Source organism: Pseudomonas sp. TMW22089 (assembly GCF_022496645.1).
Taxonomy (GTDB): domain Bacteria; phylum Pseudomonadota; class Gammaproteobacteria; order Pseudomonadales; family Pseudomonadaceae; genus Aquipseudomonas; species Aquipseudomonas paraversuta.
On sequence record NZ_SCFG01000003.1, the window covers coordinates 184,868 to 202,629 of the forward strand.

Annotated in this window: 17 protein-coding genes; 12 read left to right on the plus strand and 5 right to left on the minus strand. The window is 60.2% G+C overall.

Features of this window, described 5'->3' with window-relative positions:
* Window positions 1-143: 143 nt before the first annotated feature.
* Window positions 144-1,436, minus strand: a complete 1,293-nt coding sequence (gene gbcA / locus EQV90_RS04995) for a glycine-betaine demethylase subunit GbcA (RefSeq protein WP_004419538.1) — start codon at window positions 1,434-1,436, stop codon at window positions 144-146.
* A 281-nt stretch (window positions 1,437-1,717) separates the two neighbouring features.
* Between gbcA and gbcB the strand changes: the two genes are divergently transcribed.
* The 3 genes from gbcB (at window position 1,718) to EQV90_RS05010 (ending at window position 3,523) form a co-directional block, all read left to right on the plus strand.
* Complete coding sequence (gene gbcB / locus EQV90_RS05000) at window positions 1,718-2,818, plus strand: glycine-betaine demethylase subunit GbcB (protein ID WP_004419536.1); 1,101 nt, start codon at window positions 1,718-1,720, stop codon at window positions 2,816-2,818.
* A gap of 181 nt (window positions 2,819-2,999) precedes the next feature.
* Window positions 3,000-3,224 carry a hypothetical protein gene (locus EQV90_RS05005; protein ID WP_004419533.1) on the plus strand — a complete coding sequence of 75 codons (225 nt, stop codon included), beginning with the start codon at window positions 3,000-3,002 and terminating at the stop codon, window positions 3,222-3,224.
* Window positions 3,221-3,523 (plus strand): cell division protein ZapA, encoded by a 303-nt coding sequence (locus tag EQV90_RS05010; RefSeq protein ID WP_004419530.1) that lies wholly within the window; start codon window positions 3,221-3,223, stop codon window positions 3,521-3,523. Before EQV90_RS05005 ends, EQV90_RS05010 begins: the two co-directional genes overlap by 4 nt.
* 82 nt (window positions 3,524-3,605) lie before the next feature.
* On the opposite strand, the gene EQV90_RS05015 is transcribed toward EQV90_RS05010, so the two are convergent.
* Entirely contained in the window at window positions 3,606-4,649 is a 1,044-nt protein-coding gene (locus EQV90_RS05015; protein WP_004419528.1) for a low specificity L-threonine aldolase, read from the minus strand.
* A 291-nt stretch (window positions 4,650-4,940) separates the two neighbouring features.
* Here EQV90_RS05015 and glyA point away from each other — a divergent pair, with 291 nt between their 5' ends.
* The 7 genes from glyA (at window position 4,941) to fdhA (ending at window position 13,827) form a co-directional block, all read left to right on the plus strand.
* Window positions 4,941-6,194 carry a serine hydroxymethyltransferase gene (glyA, locus tag EQV90_RS05020; protein WP_127196515.1) on the plus strand — a complete coding sequence of 418 codons (1,254 nt, stop codon included), beginning with the start codon at window positions 4,941-4,943 and terminating at the stop codon, window positions 6,192-6,194.
* Between the two features lie 22 nt (window positions 6,195-6,216).
* Window positions 6,217-7,467, plus strand: a complete 1,251-nt coding sequence (locus tag EQV90_RS05025) for a sarcosine oxidase subunit beta (protein ID WP_004419522.1) — start codon at window positions 6,217-6,219, stop codon at window positions 7,465-7,467.
* 14 nt (window positions 7,468-7,481) lie between these two features.
* Window positions 7,482-7,814: a sarcosine oxidase subunit delta gene (locus EQV90_RS05030; RefSeq protein ID WP_004419517.1), complete on the plus strand. Its 333-nt coding sequence runs from the start codon at window positions 7,482-7,484 to the stop codon at window positions 7,812-7,814.
* The gene (locus tag EQV90_RS05035; protein ID WP_240877807.1) at window positions 7,811-10,828 is read left to right on the plus strand and encodes a sarcosine oxidase subunit alpha; all 3,018 of its coding nucleotides are present in this window, start codon (window positions 7,811-7,813) and stop codon (window positions 10,826-10,828) included. Before EQV90_RS05030 ends, EQV90_RS05035 begins: the two co-directional genes overlap by 4 nt.
* Window positions 10,829-10,939: 111 nt before the next feature.
* Complete coding sequence (gene soxG, locus EQV90_RS05040; protein ID WP_240877808.1) at window positions 10,940-11,572, plus strand: sarcosine oxidase subunit gamma family protein; 633 nt, start codon at window positions 10,940-10,942, stop codon at window positions 11,570-11,572.
* Window positions 11,573-11,663: 91 nt separating this feature from the next.
* A complete protein-coding gene (purU, locus tag EQV90_RS05045; protein WP_004419510.1) occupies window positions 11,664-12,521 on the plus strand; it encodes a formyltetrahydrofolate deformylase in 858 nt (285 codons plus the stop codon).
* A gap of 106 nt (window positions 12,522-12,627) precedes the next feature.
* A complete protein-coding gene (gene fdhA / locus EQV90_RS05050) occupies window positions 12,628-13,827 on the plus strand; it encodes a formaldehyde dehydrogenase, glutathione-independent (RefSeq protein ID WP_004419507.1) in 1,200 nt (399 codons plus the stop codon).
* A 43-nt stretch (window positions 13,828-13,870) separates the two neighbouring features.
* Here fdhA and EQV90_RS05055 read toward each other — a convergent pair whose 3' ends face one another.
* Both EQV90_RS05055 and EQV90_RS05060 read right to left on the minus strand, forming a co-directional pair.
* Window positions 13,871-14,545 carry an anti-sigma factor gene (locus EQV90_RS05055; protein WP_240877809.1) on the minus strand — a complete coding sequence of 225 codons (675 nt, stop codon included), beginning with the start codon at window positions 14,543-14,545 and terminating at the stop codon, window positions 13,871-13,873.
* On the minus strand, window positions 14,542-15,174 hold the full coding sequence (locus EQV90_RS05060; RefSeq protein ID WP_085985557.1) for a sigma-70 family RNA polymerase sigma factor: 633 nt from the start codon (window positions 15,172-15,174) through the stop codon (window positions 14,542-14,544). Before EQV90_RS05060 ends, EQV90_RS05055 begins: the two co-directional genes overlap by 4 nt.
* Window positions 15,175-15,561: 387 nt before the next feature.
* Between EQV90_RS05060 and EQV90_RS05065 the strand changes: the two genes are divergently transcribed.
* A complete protein-coding gene (locus EQV90_RS05065) occupies window positions 15,562-16,119 on the plus strand; it encodes a DUF2780 domain-containing protein (RefSeq protein WP_004419500.1) in 558 nt (185 codons plus the stop codon).
* Between the two features lie 2 nt (window positions 16,120-16,121).
* Here the strand turns inward: EQV90_RS05065 and EQV90_RS05070 are convergent, their stop codons facing one another.
* Window positions 16,122-17,009: an acyltransferase gene (locus EQV90_RS05070; protein WP_161719912.1), complete on the minus strand. Its 888-nt coding sequence runs from the start codon at window positions 17,007-17,009 to the stop codon at window positions 16,122-16,124.
* A 229-nt stretch (window positions 17,010-17,238) separates the two neighbouring features.
* On the opposite strand from EQV90_RS05070, the gene EQV90_RS05075 reads away from it, so the two are divergent.
* On the plus strand, window positions 17,239-17,739 hold the full coding sequence (locus EQV90_RS05075) for an ATP-dependent zinc protease (protein ID WP_004419495.1): 501 nt from the start codon (window positions 17,239-17,241) through the stop codon (window positions 17,737-17,739).
* Window positions 17,740-17,762: the final 23 nt, after the last annotated feature.

Sequence of the window (17,762 nt, forward strand, 5' to 3'; positions counted from 1 at the left end):
ATAAGATGTTGGTGAAGGGCTGCGGGCCTTTGATTGTATGGGGTGTAGCCAGCTGGTCAAAAAATAGCCAGTAGGAGCGAGCTTGCCTCGCGAGATTTCAACAGCTCGCGAGCAAGCTCGCTCCTACAGGTTTGGTCGGACGGTTACTGGGCGAGCACGCCTTTGAGGTAGGGCGCCGGCTCCGCGCCCAGATTGCTCAACAGGCGCTCGCTGTACCAGTCGACGAAGTTGACCACGCCGAACTCATAGGTTTGTGAGTACGGCCCCGGCTGATAGGCCACGGAGTTGATGCCGCGCTGGTTCTCTTCAGCCAGGCGCCGGTCCTGGTTGTTGGTGGCGTCCCACACGTTGCGCATGCGCTCCACGTCGTAGTCCACGCCTTCTACTGCATCCTTGTGCACCAGCCACTTGGTGGTGACCATGGTTTCCTGGGCGCTGATCGGCCACACGGTAAAGACGATGATGTGGTCGCCCATGCAGTGGTTCCACGAGTGCGGCAGGTGCAGGATGCGCATCGAGCCCAGGTCCGGGTTTTTAATCCGCCCCATGAGTTTTGCGCAGCCCTGTTTGCCATCCAGGGTCATCGATACCGTGCCCTTGAGCAGCGGCATGCGCACGATGCGGTTGCGCAGGCCGAAGCTGGCGTGGGCGTAGGGGATTTTTTCCGCATCCCAGGCCGCTGCCGAAGCCGCCACATGGTCCTTGAAGGCCTGATCGGCCCGGGGATCGGTGACGTCGTCCCATTCCAGCAGGGTTTTCAGCAGCTCCGGGTGCGACGCGTTGCAGTGATAACACTCGCGGTTGTTTTCCAGCACCAGCTTCCAGTTGGCCTTTTCCACCAGGGTGGTATGAATCGCCACCTTGGTGTTTTCCATGTCGTAGGGTTCCATGTAGTGGTTCAGGGTGGCCAGGAACTCGTCGATTGCGGGCGGGTTTTCGGCCAGGCTGATAAAGATGTAGCCACCTGCGGTTTTCACATTCACCGGCTTGAGGCCGTATTGCTTCATGTCAAAGTCGGCGCCCATCTCGGTACCGGCAAACAGCAGGCGGCCATCGAGCTCATAGGTCCACTGGTGGTAATGGCACACCAGCTTGGCAACCTTGCCCTTCTCGGAAGTGCATAGCCGCGAGCCGCGATGCCGGCATACGTTATGGAATGCATGGACCTGACCCTCGGCACCGCGAATCACGATGATCGGGTTGTTGCCCACTTGCAGCGTCAGATAATTGCCCTTGGTCGGGATCTCGCAGGTCATGCCTGCAATCAGCCACTCCTTCTGAAAGATCTCCTGCATGTCGATTTCGAACAGGCGCTCGTCGTTATAAAACGGCTGCGGCAGCGAAAAAGTACGCTCACGGCTCTGCAACATCTCGGCGGTGGCCTTGCGTGCGGGTTCCAGTGGATCGCCCAGGCTCAGGGTTGCGGTGATGTCCATCGTTGTAATCCTCATGGCCATTCTATGTGGCCGAAAGTAGCTGCTCAGGGGTGCGACGCAAGGCAAAGCAATTAACGCTATCAGTGGCGCTGAGTGTGCGTTCCGGCCGGGCCGATGCCATATCTGCGGGCGACATGGCCCAATCTGTTCCCGACGCGCCAGCCCCTGTTTCAAGGGGCTGGTCGCGATAAGTATGTGAATGTCGCGAATAGGTAAATGGCCGCCCCGGGGCATGCGCAGAATCGCCAGCAAGAGGCCGGTTGTCGGCCGTGGAGAAGCCCATGTCCAACAGCTTTCTGAATCCGGTAACCACCCAGACCTGGGCCAACGGCCGACACATCGTGCGCTGCGTCAAAGTGATTCAGGAAACCTGGGATGTGCGCACCTTCTGCTTTATGGCTGACCAGCCGATCCTGTTCTTTTTCAAGCCGGGGCAGTTCGTGACCCTGGAGCTGGAAATCGACGGCGATCCGGTGATGCGCTCGTACACCATTTCCAGTTCGCCTTCGGTGCCGTACAGCTTTTCGGTGACCATCAAGCGCGTGCCGGGCGGGCGCGTCTCCAACTGGCTGCACGACACCTTGAGTGAGGGCCAGGAGCTGGCGGTACACGGCCCGGTCGGGCTGTTTAACGCCATCGACGCACCGAGCCCCAAGGTGCTGTATCTGAGCGGCGGGGTCGGCATTACCCCGGTGATGTCCATGGCGCGCTGGTTTTACGACACCAACGCCAATGTCGACATGGTGTTTATCCACAGCGCCCGTTCACCGAAAGACATCATTTATCACCGCGAGCTGGAGCACATGGCTTCGCGCATCGACAACTTTAGCCTGCACCTGATCTGCGAGAAGCACGGCCTGGGCGAGCCCTGGGCCGGCTACCGCGGCTATTTGAATCACAAGATGCTGGAGCTGATGGCGCCCGACTTCATGGAGCGCGAGGTGTTCTGTTGCGGCCCCACGCCTTACATGAGCGCGGTCAAGCGGCTGCTGGAAGCCAACGGTTTTGACATGAGCCGGTACCACGAAGAGTCTTTTGGTGCGACCCCGCCCGAGGCCCGGGCCGATGCGGTGGAGCAGGCCGAACAGGCGGCAGATGCGCCGGAGCTGGATCTGGCGGACCTCAACCAGGTGGAATTCACCGCGTCGGGCAAAAGTATCCGCGTGGGCCCGGCCGAAACCGTACACGCTGCGGCAGCCAAGCTGGGGCTGTTGATTCCCAAAGCCTGCGGCATGGGCATTTGTGGCACGTGCAAAGTGTTGAAGCTGGGCGGCGAAGTCGAGATGGAGCACAACGGCGGCATCACTGACGAAGACGTGGCAGAAGGGTACATCTTGTCTTGCTGCAGCGTACCCAAGGGCGATGTGCGGATTGAATTCTGATACCTGTAGGAGCGAGCTTTTTAAAACCACAGCTCGCTCCCACAGTGGGTGTTTGGGGGAGGACGGGAACAAAGATTGGAAACCACAGTCTTTAGGGGGCTTAAAGGCCGGTTGCCGCTAGCTTAGCCGGTGACTTTTCTTTATCGTACGCGCCCTCTGAAAACAGCTTGAGATCACCACCATGATGGAATCATCCCTTAGCAAACTGGAACAACTGGTCAGCGACCTGGTTCAACAAAAGCAGGAGCTGTTGGACACCAACGCTGCGCTGAACGCTGAACTGGCCCAGGCCAAAGACGACAACGAAAGCCTGCAACTGAGCCTGATGGAACAGGAAGAGAAGCAAGGTGCAACCGCTGCACGCATCCAGGCACTGGTTGAACGTGCGAGCACTGTCAGCGCATGAGCGAAGACAGAGACGGAATAAAAGTCGTCTCGATTCTGGGCAACGACTATTCGATCAAGGCGCCTGTGGGGGAGCTGCAAACCCTGGTGGCCGCATCGGTGATGTTGAACACTGCCTTGGCCGATACGAAAAGAAAGTACCCGAGCTTGATCGGGGACAAGTTGCTGGTGCTGGCCGCGTTGAATCTGTGTTCACAACAGATTGAACTCAAACAGCAGCACAAACAGGAAATCGACCGTTATCAAGAGCAAGTCAGCGCCACGGTCGAAGTGATTGAGCGGACTCTCGGGCAATCCTGAGTCTCGCAAAAAACAATCATCTTCTGTGGGCGCGAGCTTGTTCGTGAGCTGTTAGAAGCTCGCGAGCAAGCTCGCCCCTGCATTAATTTGCGCCCATCACTTCGCGGATATCCGCAGCCAGTTCCCGCACCCGCGCCTCTTCGGTGTCCCACGAGCACATGAAGCGTGCGCCGCCTTTGCCGATAAAGGTGTAAAAGCGCCAGCCCCTGGCTGTCAGCGCTGCCACAGCCGGTTCCGACAGTTGCAGGAACACGCCGTTGGCTTCCACCGGAAACATCAGCTCAACCCCCGGAATGTCACTGACCAGCTGGCTCAGCAATTGTGCGCAGTGGTTGGCGTGGCGTGAATGTTTGAGCCAGGCGTCGTTTTCCAGCAAGCCGACCCAGGGGGCTGACAGAAAACGCATTTTCGACGCCAGTTGCCCGGCCTGTTTGCAGCGATAGTCAAAATCCACTGCCAGGGCGTGATCAAAGAACAGAATCGCTTCACCCACCGCCATGCCGTTTTTGGTCCCGCCAAAGCACAGCACATCAACCCCGGCCTTCCAGCTCAGTTCCGCAGGCGTGCACCCCAGAAACGCGCAGGCGTTGGAGAAGCGGGCGCCGTCCATGTGCAACAGCAGGCCCAGCTCCTTGCAGGTAGCGCTGATGGCGCGGATTTCTTCCGGGCGATACACGCTGCCGACTTCGGTGGCCTGGGTGATGGTGACGACCCGCGGCTTGGGGTAGTGAATGTCTTTGCGCTTGAGGGCGATTTCGCGGATCGACTCGGGGGTGATCTTGCCGTTTTCAGTACGGGCGAGCAGCAGCTTGGAGCCGTTGGAGAAGAACTCAGGGGCGCCGCATTCGTCGGTTTCGACGTGGGCGGTCTCGGAGCAGATCACGCTGTGGAAACTCTGGCACAACGACGACAGGGCCAGTGAGTTGGCAGCGGTGCCGTTGAAGGCGAAGTACACCTCGCAATCGGTTTCAAACAGTTTGCGGAAATCGTTGGCGGCGCGCAGCGTCCACTCGTCATCACCATAGGAACGCTGGTGGCCGTGGTTGGCCAGCTCCATGGTGGCCCAGACTTCGGGACAGATACCGGAGTAGTTGTCGCTGGCGAATTGTTGGCTCTTGTCAGTCATTTCCCGGTTCCATGGTCGAAGATCGTGCTGCACTTTATCCAAGAATCCGGCGGGTGCACAGAATGCTCGACAGACTTCTTGTGGGAGCCGGCTTGCCGGCGATGGCAGATCAGGTATCGCCGGCAAGCCGGCTCCCACAGGGCATGAGTGATACCCGCTTTTGTCCCATGTCGTAAACGCACCTTTGTGTGGCGTCCATAGGCATTTGATCCGGGGGCGCCAGCTCTACCATCTGGCTCAAAGGGCAAGCCCTAACCGAGACCAAAGGCGCGCTGGCGCTGGGAGAACGCAATGTTCAGCAAGCAGGATCAGATTCAGGGCTACGACGATGCCTTGTTAGCGGCCATGAATGCCGAAGACCAGCGTCAGGAAGATCACATCGAACTGATTGCCTCCGAGAACTACACCAGTCGGCGCGTGATGCAAGCCCAGGGCAGCGGTCTGACCAACAAGTACGCCGAAGGCTACCCCGGCAAGCGTTATTACGGCGGCTGCGAGCATGTGGATAAAGTCGAGCAGCTGGCCATCGACCGTGCCAAACAACTGTTCGGTGCCGATTACGCCAACGTGCAACCGCACTCCGGCAGCCAGGCCAACGCAGCGGTGTATCTGGCGTTGCTCAATGCCGGGGACACCGTGCTGGGCATGAGCCTGGCCCACGGCGGTCACTTGACCCACGGCGCCAGCGTGAGTTTTTCCGGCAAGTTGTACAACGCCGTGCAATACGGCATCGACACCGCCACCGGCCTGATCGACTACGACGAAGTCGAGCGTCTGGCCGTCGAGCACCAGCCGAAGATGATCATTGCCGGGTTCTCGGCTTACTCCAAGTTTCTCGATTTTCCGCGCTTCCGGCAGATCGCCGACAAGGTGGGGGCTTACCTGTTTGTCGACATGGCCCACGTGGCCGGTCTGGTGGCGGCGGGCCTGTACCCGAACCCGCTGCCGTACGCTGACGTTGTGACCACCACCACCCACAAAACCCTGCGCGGGCCACGTGGCGGTCTGATTCTGGCCAGGGCCAACGAAGCGCTGGAGAAAAAATTCAACTCGGCGGTGTTCCCCGGCGGCCAGGGCGGGCCGTTGATGCACGTGATCGCCGCCAAGGCCGTGTGTTTCAAGGAAGCCCTGGAACCCGGCTTCAAAGCCTATCAACAACAGGTGATCGACAACGCCCGGGCGATGGCCGAGGTGTTTGTGAAGCGCGGTTACGACGTGGTTTCGGGCGGCACCGACAATCACCTGTTTCTGCTCAGCCTGATCCGTCAGGGCCTGACCGGCAAAGACGCCGATGCAGCCCTGGGCCGGGCCCATATCACGGTCAACAAAAACGCCGTGCCCAACGATCCGCAATCCCCCTTCGTGACTTCGGGCCTGCGCATCGGTACCCCGGCGGTCACCACCCGCGGTTTCAAAGTGGCGCAATGTACGGAGCTGGCCGGCTGGATCTGCGACATCCTCGATCACCTCGGCGATGCCGATATCGAGGCTGATGTGGCGCGCCAGGTAACGGCACTGTGCAAAGACTTCCCGGTTTATCGCTGAGCGCGGTTTTGGAGTAATCCCTATGCAACGGTATTCAGGCTTCGGCCTCTTCAAACACTCCCTCAGCCACCACGAAAACTGGCAGAAGATGTGGCGCACGCCGACCCCGAAAAAGGTTTACGACGTGATCATTGTCGGCGGTGGCGGCCACGGCCTGGCCACTGCTTACTATCTGGCCAAGGAGCACGGCATTACCAATGTAGCGGTGGTGGAAAAGGGCTGGCTGGGGGGTGGCAACACGGCGCGCAACACCACCATCGTGCGTTCCAACTATTTGTGGGACGAGTCGGCGCATCTCTACGAACACGCGATGAAGCTGTGGGAAGGCCTGTCCCAGGATCTGAACTACAACGTCATGTTCTCCCAGCGCGGGGTATACAACCTGTGCCATACCCTGCAAGACATCCGCGATTCCGAGCGCCGGGTCAGCGCCAACCGCCTCAACGGGGTGGACGGCGAGTTGCTGAATGCGAAACAGGTGGCAGACGAAATTCCGTACCTGGACTGTTCAAAAAACACCCGCTACCCGGTGATGGGCGCCACCGTGCAACGACGTGGCGGCGTGGCCCGGCATGACGCCGTGGCCTGGGGCTTTGCCCGGGCCGCCGATGCGCTGGGGGTGGACTTGATCCAGCAAACCGAAGTACTGGGCTTTCGCAAGGAAAACGGGGTGTGCATCGGCGTCGAAACCAGTAAAGGTTTTATCGGTGCCAAGCGCGTAGGCGTGGTCACGGCCGGTAATTCCGGGCACATGGCACGCCAGGCCGGCTTCCGTCTGCCGATTGAATCGCACCCGCTGCAGGCACTGGTGTCGGAGCCGATCAAGCCGATTATCGACAGCGTGATCATGTCCAACGCCGTGCACGGCTATATCAGCCAGTCCGACAAGGGCGACCTGGTGATCGGTGCCGGTATCGATGGCTACAACGGCTATGGCCAGCGCGGCTCGTACCCGGTGATCGAACACACCATTCAGGCCATCGTCGAGATGTTCCCGGTGTTGTCCCGGGTGCGCATGAACCGCCAGTGGGGCGGCATCGTCGATACCACGCCGGACGCCTGCCCGATCATCTCCAAAACTCCGGTGCCGAACCTGTTCTTCAACTGCGGTTGGGGCACGGGCGGGTTCAAGGCCACACCGGGCTCGGGCAACGTGTTTGCCGCCAGCCTGGCCAAAGGCGAAATGCACCCGCTGGCTGCCCCGTTTTCCATTGACCGGTTCCACAACGGCGCCCTGATCGACGAACACGGCGCTGCCGCTGTCGCCCACTAACAGGAGAATCACCCATGTTGCACATCTTCTGTCCCCATTGCGGCGAGCTGCGTTCCGAAGAGGAATTTCACGCCAGTGGCCAGGCCCACATTCCGCGTCCGCTCGACCCTGGCACCTGCACCGATGCCGAGTGGGGCGACTACATGTTCTTTCGCGACAACCCCCGTGGCCTGCACCACGAGTTGTGGAACCACGTGGCCGGCTGTCGCCAGTTTTTCAACGCGACCCGCAATACCCTGACCTATGAAATTCTTGAAACCTACCTGATCGGCAGCAAGCCGCAGTTCACCGAACAGGCTGCACCACTGACCACCACGGCCACTCGCGAGCTGGGAGAAAAGGTATGAGCCAGACCCACCGCTTGCCTAACGGCGGCCGCGTCGATCGCAACAAAGTGCTGACCTTCACCTTTAACGGGCAACAGTACAAAGGCTACGAAGGCGACAGCCTGGCCGCTGCCTTGCTGGCCAACGGCGTCGACGTGATCGGTCGCAGCTTTAAATATTCCCGGCCGCGGGGCATTTTTGCCGCCGGTGCCGAAGAGCCCAATGCGGTGCTGCAAATCGGCGCCACCGAAGCCACCCAGATCCCCAACGTGCGCGCCACACAACAGGCGCTGTATCAAGGGCTGGTGGCCACCAGCACCAACGGCTGGCCCAACGTCAACAATGACGTAATGGGGATTTTGGGCAAGGTTGGCGGCAAGCTGATGCCGCCCGGCTTTTACTACAAAACCTTCATGTACCCGCAGTCGTTCTGGATGACTTACGAGAAATACATCCGCAAGGCGGCGGGGCTGGGGCGTTCGCCAACCCAGAACGACCCCGATACCTACGACTACATGAACCACCATTGCGATGTGCTGATCGTCGGTGCCGGCCCGGCCGGACTGGCAGCAGCCCTGGCAGCAGCGCGCAGCGGCGCACGGGTGGTAGTGGCCGATGAACAGGAAGAGTTCGGCGGCAGCCTGCTGGACAGCCGCGAAAGCCTGGACGGCAAACCGGCGATGGAGTGGGTAGCCGGGGTGATTGCGGCCCTCAAGGCGCTGCCGGACGTGTTGCTGCTGCCACGGGCCACGGTGAACGGCTATCACGACCACAATTTCCTGACCATTCACGAGCGCCTTACCGACCACCTTGGCGACCGCGCACCCATCGGCCAGGTGCGTCAGCGCATCCATCGGGTACGGGCCAAGCGCGTGGTGCTGGCCACTGGCGCGTGCGAGCGGCCGCTGGTGTATGGCAACAACGACGTGCCGGGCAATATGCTTGCGGGTGCGGTGTCGACCTATGTGCGCCGCTACGGCGTGGCTCCGGGTAAAAAACTGGTGCTGAGCACCAACAACGACCATGCCTATCGCGTGGCGCTGGACTGGCTCGACGCCAGTCAGCAAGTGGTGGCCATTGCCGATGCCCGCAGCAATCCCCGCGGTGCACTGGTCGAAGAGGCACGGGCCAAAGGCATCCGGATTCTGACCGGCAGCGCGGTGATCGAAACCCGCGGCAGCAAACATGTAATCGGTGCCCGTGTGGCGGCGATTGACCTTAAACAACACAGCGTCGCCAGCCCTGGCGAATGGCTGGAGTGTGATCTGGTTGCGACCTCCGGCGGCTACAGCCCGGTGGTGCACCTGGCCTCGCACCTGGGTGGCAAGCCGACCTGGCGTGAAGACATTCTCGGCTTTGTTCCCGGCGAAGCGCCGCAGAAACGCGTCTGCGTGGGCGGCATCAATGGCGTCTACAAGCTCGGCGACAGCCTGGCCGATGGCTTTGAAGGAGGCGTTCGGGCGGCCAGTGAAGCCGGGTTCAAGCCGGTTGAGGGCGTGTTGCCCAAAGCCCTGAACCATCATGAAGAAGCCACCCTGGCGCTGTTTCAGGTGCCCCACGAAAAAGCCACCGCACGGGCGCCGAAGCAATTCGTCGACCTGCAAAACGACGTCACTGCCGCGGCCATTGAACTGGCCACCCGTGAAGGCTTCGAGTCGGTGGAGCACGTCAAACGCTACACCGCCCTGGGTTTTGGCACTGACCAGGGCAAGCTGGGCAACGTCAACGGGCTGGCCATTGCGGCGCGTTCGCTGAACGTGACCATCCCGCAAATGGGCACCACCATGTTCCGCCCCAACTACACGCCGGTCACATTCGGCGCGGTGGCGGGCCGCCATTGCGGGCACATCTTCGAGCCGGTGCGCTACACCGCGCTGCAGAGCTGGCACGTCAAGCAAGGTGCCGAATTTGAAGACGTCGGCCAGTGGAAGCGCCCGTGGTACTTCCCGCGCAATGGCGAAGATCTGCACGCGGCGGTCAAGCGCGAGTGCCAGGCGGTGCGTGACAGCGTCGGCATTCTGGATGCTTCCACCCTCGGCAAGATCGACATTCAGGGCCCGGATGCCCGGGAGTTCCTCAACCGCATCTACACCAACGCCTGGACCAAGCTCGATGTGGGCAAGGCCCGCTACGGCCTGATGTGCAAAGAAGACGGCATGGTGTTCGACGATGGCGTGACCGCCTGCCTGGCCGACAACCATTTTGTGATGACCACCACCACCGGCGGTGCGGCCCGGGTACTGCAATGGCTGGAGATCTATCAACAGACCGAGTGGCCGGAGCTGAAGGTGTACTTCACCTCGGTCACCGACCATTACGCGACCCTGACCCTGTCCGGCCCCAACAGCCGCAAGCTGCTGAGCGAAGTGACCGACATCGACCTGGACCGTGAAGCTTTCCCGTTCATGACCTGGAAGGAAGGTCTGGTGGGCGGCGTACCGGCGCGGGTGTTCCGTATCTCGTTCACCGGCGAGCTGTCGTATGAAGTCAACATCCAGGCTGACTACGCCATGGGCGTGCTGGAAAAAATTGTCGAGGCGGGCAAGCAGTACAACCTCACCCCGTATGGCACCGAGACCATGCACGTGCTGCGGGCCGAGAAGGGTTTCATCATCGTCGGTCAGGACACCGACGGTTCCATGACCCCGGACGACCTGAACATGGGCTGGTGTGTGGGCCGCACCAAGGCATTTTCATGGATCGGCTGGCGCGGGATGAACCGTGAAGACTGTGTGCGTGATCAGCGCAAACAACTGGTGGGCCTCAAGCCGGTGGACCCGACCAAATGGCTGCCTGAAGGCGCACAGCTGGTGTTCGACACCAAGCAGGCGATCCCGATGAGCATGGTCGGTCATGTGACCTCCAGCTACACCTGCGGCTCTCTGGGTTACTCGTTTGCCATGGGCGTGGTCAAAGGCGGCCTCAAACGCATGGGCGAGCGGGTGTTCGCACCGTTGGCGGACGGCAGCGTGATCGAGGCTGAAATCGTGTCTTCGGTGTTCTTCGACCCCAAGGGCGAACGGCAGAATATTTGAATCAAGACCATCGCTGGCAAGCCAGCTCCCACATGGGTTGCATTGCAAGTGTGGGAGCTGGCTTGCCAGCGATAGCGGTCGATCCTACATAACATTGCGAACGGGTGATTCATGACCACAGCCAACGTGTACCAACAACGCCCTGACTCGGGCGCGAAAGCCGAGTCATCGTTACACCACGCCAACCTCGCCGGGCTGATTGGCAAAGGCCGTAAAAATCCCGGTGTCATCGTGCGCGAGAAAAAACTTCTGGGGCATCTGACCCTGCGTGGCGACGCCAAAGACCCGGCCTTTGCCGAAGGTGTGCACAAGGCCCTGGGCCTGGAATTGCCGGTGGCCTTGAGCCTGGTGGCCAAGGATCAGACATCGCTGCAATGGATGGGCCCTGACGAGTGGCTGCTGATTGTGCCCGGTGGTCAGGAATTCGCTGTGGAACAAGCCCTGCGCGCAGCGCTGGCGGGGCTGCATATTTCGGTGGTCAATGTCAGTGGCGGCCAGCAACTGCTGGAGCTGAGCGGGTCCAACGTGCGTGAAGTGCTGATGAAGTCCACCAGCTATGACGTGCACCCCGACAACTTCCCGGTGGGCAAGGCCGTGGGTACGGTGTTCGCCAAATCGCAGCTGGTCATCCGCCATACCGGCGAAGACACCTGGGAACTGCTGATCCGGCGCAGCTTTTCGGACTATTGGTGGTTATGGTTGCAGGACGCAGCGGCGCAATACGGGCTGAGTGTCGAGGCCTGAGCAACGCGCGATCACATAACTGATTGTGGGAGCTGGCTTGCCAGCTTCCACAAGGGTTACGCCATTCCACACAATTACAAGGAACCCCCCCATGAGCCGCGCCCCGGATACCTGGATTCTCACCGCTGACTGCCCCAGCCTGTTGGGTACGGTGGATGCGGTGACGCGTTATCTGTTTGAGCACCGCTGCTATGTCACCGAGCACCATTCGTTCGATGACCAGCGTTGCGGACGGTTTTTCATTCGTGTCGAGTTCCGCCAGCCCGATGGCTTCGACGAGCACGAATTCCGCGCCGGCCTGGCCGAACGCGGCGAAGCCTTTGGCATGAGGTTCGAGCTGACCCCGCCTCACTACCGGCCCAAAGTGCTGATCATGGTGTCCAAAGCCGACCACTGCCTTAACGACTTGCTCTACCGCCAGCGCATCGGCCAGTTGTCGATGGATGTGGTGGCCGTGGTGTCCAATCACCCGGACCTTGAGCCGCTGGCCCAATGGCATGGCATTCCTTATCACCACTTCGCCCTCAACCCCGCCGACAAACCGGCGCAGGAGGCGAAGGTCTGGCAAGTGATTGAAGACACCGGCGCCGAGCTGGTGATTCTCGCCCGCTACATGCAAGTGCTGTCGCCTGAGCTGTGTCGCAAACTGGACGGCAAGGCGATCAATATCCATCACTCGCTGCTGCCCGGTTTCAAAGGCGCCAAGCCCTATCACCAGGCTTACGAGAAGGGGGTCAAGCTGGTGGGCGCCACTGCGCACTACATCAACAACGACCTGGATGAAGGCCCGATCATCGCCCAGGGGGTCGAGGTGGTGGATCACAGCCATTACCCCGAAGACCTGATTGCCAAGGGCCGCGACATCGAGGCGCAAACCCTGGCCCGGGGCGTGGGGTATCACATCGAGCGGCGCGTTTTCCTAAATGGAGGTCGTACGGTGGTGCTGTAACCGCAGCAGCCCGTTCTAAGCTGCAAGCTGCAAGTCACAGCAGACTGCTTGCGGCTTTTAGCTTGCCGCGTGCAACTGCCCTCAAATAACAACAAGGGTGAACTCGATGGCTGACAATCGCGGTGTGGTGTACCTGGGCAATGGCCAGGTGGAAGTGCAAAGCATCCCTTTCCCGAAGATGCAGAACCCGCAGGGCAAACAAATCAATCACGGCGTGATCCTGCGAGTGGTATCGACCAATATCTGCGGTTCCGACCAGCACATGGTGCGCGGACGCACCACGGCGCAAACCGGGCTGGTGCTGGGGCATGAGATTACCGGGGAGGTGATTGAGGCCGGACGCGACGTGGAGCATTTGAAAGTTGGCGACCTGGTATCGGTGCCCTTCAACGTGGCATGCGGCCGTTGCCGCAGCTGCAAGGAACAAAATACCGGGGTGTGCCTGACCGTCAACCCGGCCCGTCCCGGCGGCGCTTATGGTTACGTGGACATGGGCGACTGGGTCGGCGGTCAGGCCGAATATGTGCTGGTGCCCTATGCCGATTTCAACCTGCTCAAGTTGCCGGACCGCGACGCGGCGATGGAGAAGATCCGTGACCTGACCTGCCTTTCCGACATTCTGCCCACTGGCTACCACGGTGCCGTGACCGCCGGTGTCGGCCCTGGCAGCACGGTGTACATCGCCGGTGCAGGCCCGGTCGGTCTGGCAGCGGCGGCTTCGGCGCGACTGTTGGGCGCGGCCGTGGTGATTGTCGGCGACGTCAATCCGATTCGTCTGGCGCACGCCAAGGCCCAGGGTTTTGAAATTGCCGATTTGTCCAAAGACACTCCGCTGCACGAACAGATTGCCGAGCTGCTGGGCGAGCCCGAAGTGGATTGTGCGGTCGATGCGGTGGGCTTTGAGGCCCGTGGCCACGGGCATGACGGAGTCAAGCACGAAGCCCCGGCCACGGTACTCAACTCTCTGATGGGGGTGGTGCGGGTAGCGGGCAAAATCGGTATCCCTGGCCTGTACGTGACCGAAGATCCGGGTGCTGTGGATGCGGCTGCGAAAATGGGCAGCCTGAGCATTCGCTTTGGTCTGGGCTGGGCCAAGTCCCACAGTTTCCATACCGGCCAGACTCCGGTGATGAAGTACAACCGCCAACTGATGCAGGCCATCATGTGGGACCGGATCAAAATCGCCGACATCGTCGGCGTTGAAGTGATCAGTCTGGATGATGCTCCGCGTGGCTATGGCGAGTTTGATGCGGGGGTACCGAAGAAATTTGTGATCGATCCGCACAAACTGTTCAGCGGGGTCTGATCCCTGCACACACTGGCGCAGCGAACCGCTGCGCCAGTGATGTTTACAACGCAGCCAACGGGCCCTGGTACAACACTGGCCCGCTCGGCTGACCGGTGGTTGAGCCGCCCTTGGGTTCAAGACTCACGGCCAGCACAACATGGGGGCCAAGCAATTGTTGCTGGCCTTTGCTCAGACCGATCATACCGTCCCCGCCCGTGGGGATCAGGCCCAGTGATACAGGCTTGCCATCCACCGGAATCGCCCACAACTCCAGACTGCGCCCGGCATCGAGGGCTGCCAGTTGCAGCGGTTGAACCTGCAGATAGTCGGTGTGAGCTTCGATCCGCAAGCCCGGTTGCTCGGTGCCGCTGAGCAGGGTGGCCTTGTACTGGACGTTGTCGCGGGTATAGAGCAGGCCCACGGTGACGGCAATCAGCAAAGAGCAGATCACAGCCCCCGTGCGTAGCCAGGTCCAGAACGGACGCCTGGCCGGCACATGCAGTTTTTGTGGTTCGATGCGCGAGACGATGGCCTGCCATACGTGCTCGGGTACGGGCTGCGCAGACAGGGGTTCGGCCAGGCTGGCGAGATGGGTGTCCCACTGCGCCAGTTCGGCGCGCAAATGCGGGTCGTCCAGCAGCAGCTGTTCAAAACGTTTGCGGGCAGTGGGCGGCATCAGGCCAATGGCATAGTCGCCAGCCAGAGCCCGGCGCCGCTCGGCAGTTTGATAGTTCATGATTCGAGGCACCTGCGCAGACGTTCCATGCCCCGGCGAATCGAGGATTTGACTGTGCCCAGAGGTGCTGCCAGTTGCGTGGCCAGTTCGCTGGCACTGAAGCCATGGAAGTAGGCAATGGTAATGGTCTGGCGCTGCATGCCGTCCAGTTGCTCAAGGCAATGATTGAGGGCACGGGAGGAGCGGGCGCTGTCCAGTTGCTCATCGGCGCCCGGGGTGTCATCGGCCACGGCGTTCTGTTGCAGATCGCTTAACGGCAACTCCCGGTGTTTGCGCAGTTGGTCGATGGCCAGGTTGCGGGTGATGTTGATCATCCAGGTCAATGGCGCCGACAAATGAGCTTCATAACGTGAGGCGTTGTGCCAGATACGCACAAAGCTTTCCTGCACCACTTCTTCAGCAAGGTCGCGTCGGCCCATGCAACGCAGGGCTACGCTGTGCAAGCTGGGAGCAACGCTGCGGTAAAGGGTTTCGAAAGCGCGTCGATTGCCCAACGAGCATTGGGCCAGCAGCTGTCTCAGGTTCTCGGTGTTGGCAGTTAAAATACCGGTTCTCCCTACATGACTGGGGATGGCTCCATGCCAGTTGTCGGTTGAGATTAGTTGAGCATATAGAGTTATTCCATTCATGGCGGGGTTCCCATTGACCGGCCGCTTACCGTGGGTGCCCACCGGCCGGGCAGGCATGCACTATTCAGGCATCAGCACTTTGTCGACAGTTGCTGGCGGCAACAACCAGCCTCAGAAGGCTGGCAATCAACGGGGTTCTGATCGAGTTGCGTTTCATGGTCTGTGCCCTTGTCGGTTGGCAGGCGGTCAACAAGGTCTGTCCGTGCTTGATATACGCAGGCGAAGGCAAAGCGGATGCAGCGCGGGCAAACAATTTTTCAATTAAGATTGCGTGCCGTTTGATCCCGTAGTGGCATTTGGGAACATCTGCCGGTTTTTCGGGTCTTACACACAGTTTTGCCGTCGCGTTAATTGACGCGCGGCTCTTTGGATATAGAGGTTGATGCGATGAAAAAGTTGAGCGCAGTGGCACTGGCAACATTTATGACCGTGGCCGCAAGCCCGGTGTTTGCGGGTTTCAGCTTGAGCGATGTGGCTGGCGTCGCGGCTCAAATGCAGGGCGCCAACGGTAACGGCGCGACCACTGACAAGTCGGCACAAGCGGTACAGTTGCTGAGCAAGGTCAACGAACTTGGGGTCAAACCCGAGCAGGCGGCTGGCGGTGTTGGCGCGATGTTGAGCCTGGCGAAAAACCAGCTGACCTCAAGTGACTATTCCGAGCTGACCAAGCAAGTGCCGGGTGTTAACAAACTGGCTGGCGCCGGTGCTCTGGGTCAACTGAGCCAACTGGGCGGTTTGCTGGGCAAGACCAATGGTGTGTCCGAAACCGCGACCAGCGCTGTGAGCAACGTGGCCAATACCAGCCAGCTTGATGCTGCGTTCTCTGCGCTGGGCATGCAGGACGGAATGGTCGCCAAGTTTGCTCCGGTCCTGCTGGACTACTTCAAAGGCCAGAACGTCAGCACTTCGCTGCTGAGCAAACTGGGTAGCGCCTGGGGCGTTTAAGATCACTCGCGCTCGGCACGCAAGGTGCTGATGCGCTGATCTTTCTTGATCCAGAGCTGGTTGACCCAGCTCTGGATCTGCTGGCGAAACAGCGGATCATTCTCGTAATCCCCCTGACATAACGCCGGGTCCAGTTGGTGGATCTGAATGTCGACAATCACCTTGGGCACTTGCCCGCTGATCAATGCCCAAAAGCCCGGAATTTTTGCCTGTGGATAAACCACGGTCACGTCGAGCACGGCATCCAGCTGTTCGCCCAGGGCGGCCAGTACAAACGCCACGCCGCCCGCCTTGGGTTTGAGCAGGTAGGTGTAGGGCGATTGTTGCCGGGCGCGCTTGGCCGGGGTGAAACGCGTGCCTTCAAGGTAATTGACCACGGTCACCGGCTGGCGCTTGAAAAGCTCGCAGGCTGCCCGGGTGATTTTCAGGTCTTCACCTTTGAGTTCCGGGTGTCTGGCGAGGAAGGCTTTGGAGTAACGCTTCATGAACGGGTAGTCGAGCGCCCACCAGGCCAGGCCCAGAAAGGGCACCCAGATCAGTTGTTTTTTGAGGAAGAACTTGAAGAACGGCGTACGCCGGTTAAGGCCCTGCATCAGCGCCGGGATATCCACCCAGGATTGATGATTGCTGATCACCAGGTACGAGGTATCGCGGCTCAGGCCTTCAGCGCCGCGAATGTCCCATTGGGTGGGCAGGCACAGGGCGAAAATGCGTTTGTCGATTTCAGACCAGGTCTCGGCGATCCACATCACGGCCCACGAATTGTAATCGCGCAGGCGACCCGGCGAGATGAGTTTGAGCAGGGCAAACAGCATCAAGGGGCCAAACAGGATGAGGGTGTTGCACAGCAGTAGCAGTGTGACCAGACAGCCGGTGAGCAGGCGGCGCATAAGTAACTCTTGAACGTTTAATGACAGGCAATGATAAGCAGAGCCTTGCCGAACGCCAAATCGGCGTATCGACAAATGTTTCACGCGCCAGCCGCTATCGTTCAACCGACACTGTAGAAGCGGGCTTGCTCGCAATAGCATCACCACGGCAAATGAATTAAACGAGTTGCCAGCATCGCGAGCCAGACTCGCCCCTGCAGGCAGCGTCAAACCGAAGGAAACTGTCTTTATGAAGTCTGTTCTAGCCTTGCTCTCTGTATTGGCATTGCCGGTGATGGCCGCCGAGCCGACCCTGTACGGGCGCTACGAATACATCAAGTTGCCGGAAATCGGTGAAACCCTGAAAGCCAAGATGGACACCGGTGCCCTGACCGCGTCGCTGTCGGCCAAAAACATCCAGACCTTTACCCGCGATGGTGACGACTGGGTACGCTTCCAGCTGGCCACCGAAGGTGCGAGCAGCAAGGTGTATGAACACAAAGTGGCACGCATCAGCAAAATCAAAAGCCGCGCCGATGAAGACGAAGACAAGGACGCGAGCGAAAGCGCCAAGCGCCCGGTGGTCGATCTGGAAATGTGCCTGGGCAATGTCAAACGCACGGTTGAGGTCAACCTCACCGACCGCAGCAGCTTCAACTACCCGCTGCTGATCGGTGCCAAGGCGTTGCGCGAGTTCGGTGCCGCGGTTAACCCGGCCCGTCGTTATACGGCAGACAAGCCTGATTGCTGATGCGACCTGGCCCTACCCTGCGG

Bases quoted from the DNA above. Each gene is read 5' to 3' on its own strand.
- EQV90_RS05015 (WP_004419528.1), bottom strand. From the start codon at position 4,649: ATGACTGACAAGAGCCAACAATTCGCCAGCGACAACTACTCCGGTATC.
- EQV90_RS05030 (WP_004419517.1), top strand. From the start codon at position 7,482: ATGTTGCACATCTTCTGTCCCCATTGCGGCGAGCTGCGTTCCGAAGAG.
- soxG (WP_240877808.1), top strand. From the start codon at position 10,940: ATGACCACAGCCAACGTGTACCAACAACGCCCTGACTCGGGCGCGAAA.
- EQV90_RS05025 (WP_004419522.1), top strand. From the start codon at position 6,217: ATGCAACGGTATTCAGGCTTCGGCCTCTTCAAACACTCCCTCAGCCAC.
- glyA (WP_127196515.1), top strand. From the start codon at position 4,941: ATGTTCAGCAAGCAGGATCAGATTCAGGGCTACGACGATGCCTTGTTA.
- EQV90_RS05070 (WP_161719912.1), bottom strand. From the start codon at position 17,009: ATGCGCCGCCTGCTCACCGGCTGTCTGGTCACACTGCTACTGCTGTGC.
- gbcB (WP_004419536.1), top strand. From the start codon at position 1,718: ATGTCCAACAGCTTTCTGAATCCGGTAACCACCCAGACCTGGGCCAAC.
- EQV90_RS05005 (WP_004419533.1), top strand. From the start codon at position 3,000: ATGATGGAATCATCCCTTAGCAAACTGGAACAACTGGTCAGCGACCTG.
- fdhA (WP_004419507.1), top strand. From the start codon at position 12,628: ATGGCTGACAATCGCGGTGTGGTGTACCTGGGCAATGGCCAGGTGGAA.
- EQV90_RS05010 (WP_004419530.1), top strand. From the start codon at position 3,221: ATGAGCGAAGACAGAGACGGAATAAAAGTCGTCTCGATTCTGGGCAAC.
- purU (WP_004419510.1), top strand. From the start codon at position 11,664: ATGAGCCGCGCCCCGGATACCTGGATTCTCACCGCTGACTGCCCCAGC.
- EQV90_RS05075 (WP_004419495.1), top strand. From the start codon at position 17,239: ATGAAGTCTGTTCTAGCCTTGCTCTCTGTATTGGCATTGCCGGTGATG.
- EQV90_RS05065 (WP_004419500.1), top strand. From the start codon at position 15,562: ATGAAAAAGTTGAGCGCAGTGGCACTGGCAACATTTATGACCGTGGCC.
- EQV90_RS05035 (WP_240877807.1), top strand. From the start codon at position 7,811: ATGAGCCAGACCCACCGCTTGCCTAACGGCGGCCGCGTCGATCGCAAC.
- gbcA (WP_004419538.1), bottom strand. From the start codon at position 1,436: ATGGACATCACCGCAACCCTGAGCCTGGGCGATCCACTGGAACCCGCA.
- EQV90_RS05055 (WP_240877809.1), bottom strand. From the start codon at position 14,545: ATGAACTATCAAACTGCCGAGCGGCGCCGGGCTCTGGCTGGCGACTAT.
- EQV90_RS05060 (WP_085985557.1), bottom strand. From the start codon at position 15,174: ATGAATGGAATAACTCTATATGCTCAACTAATCTCAACCGACAACTGG.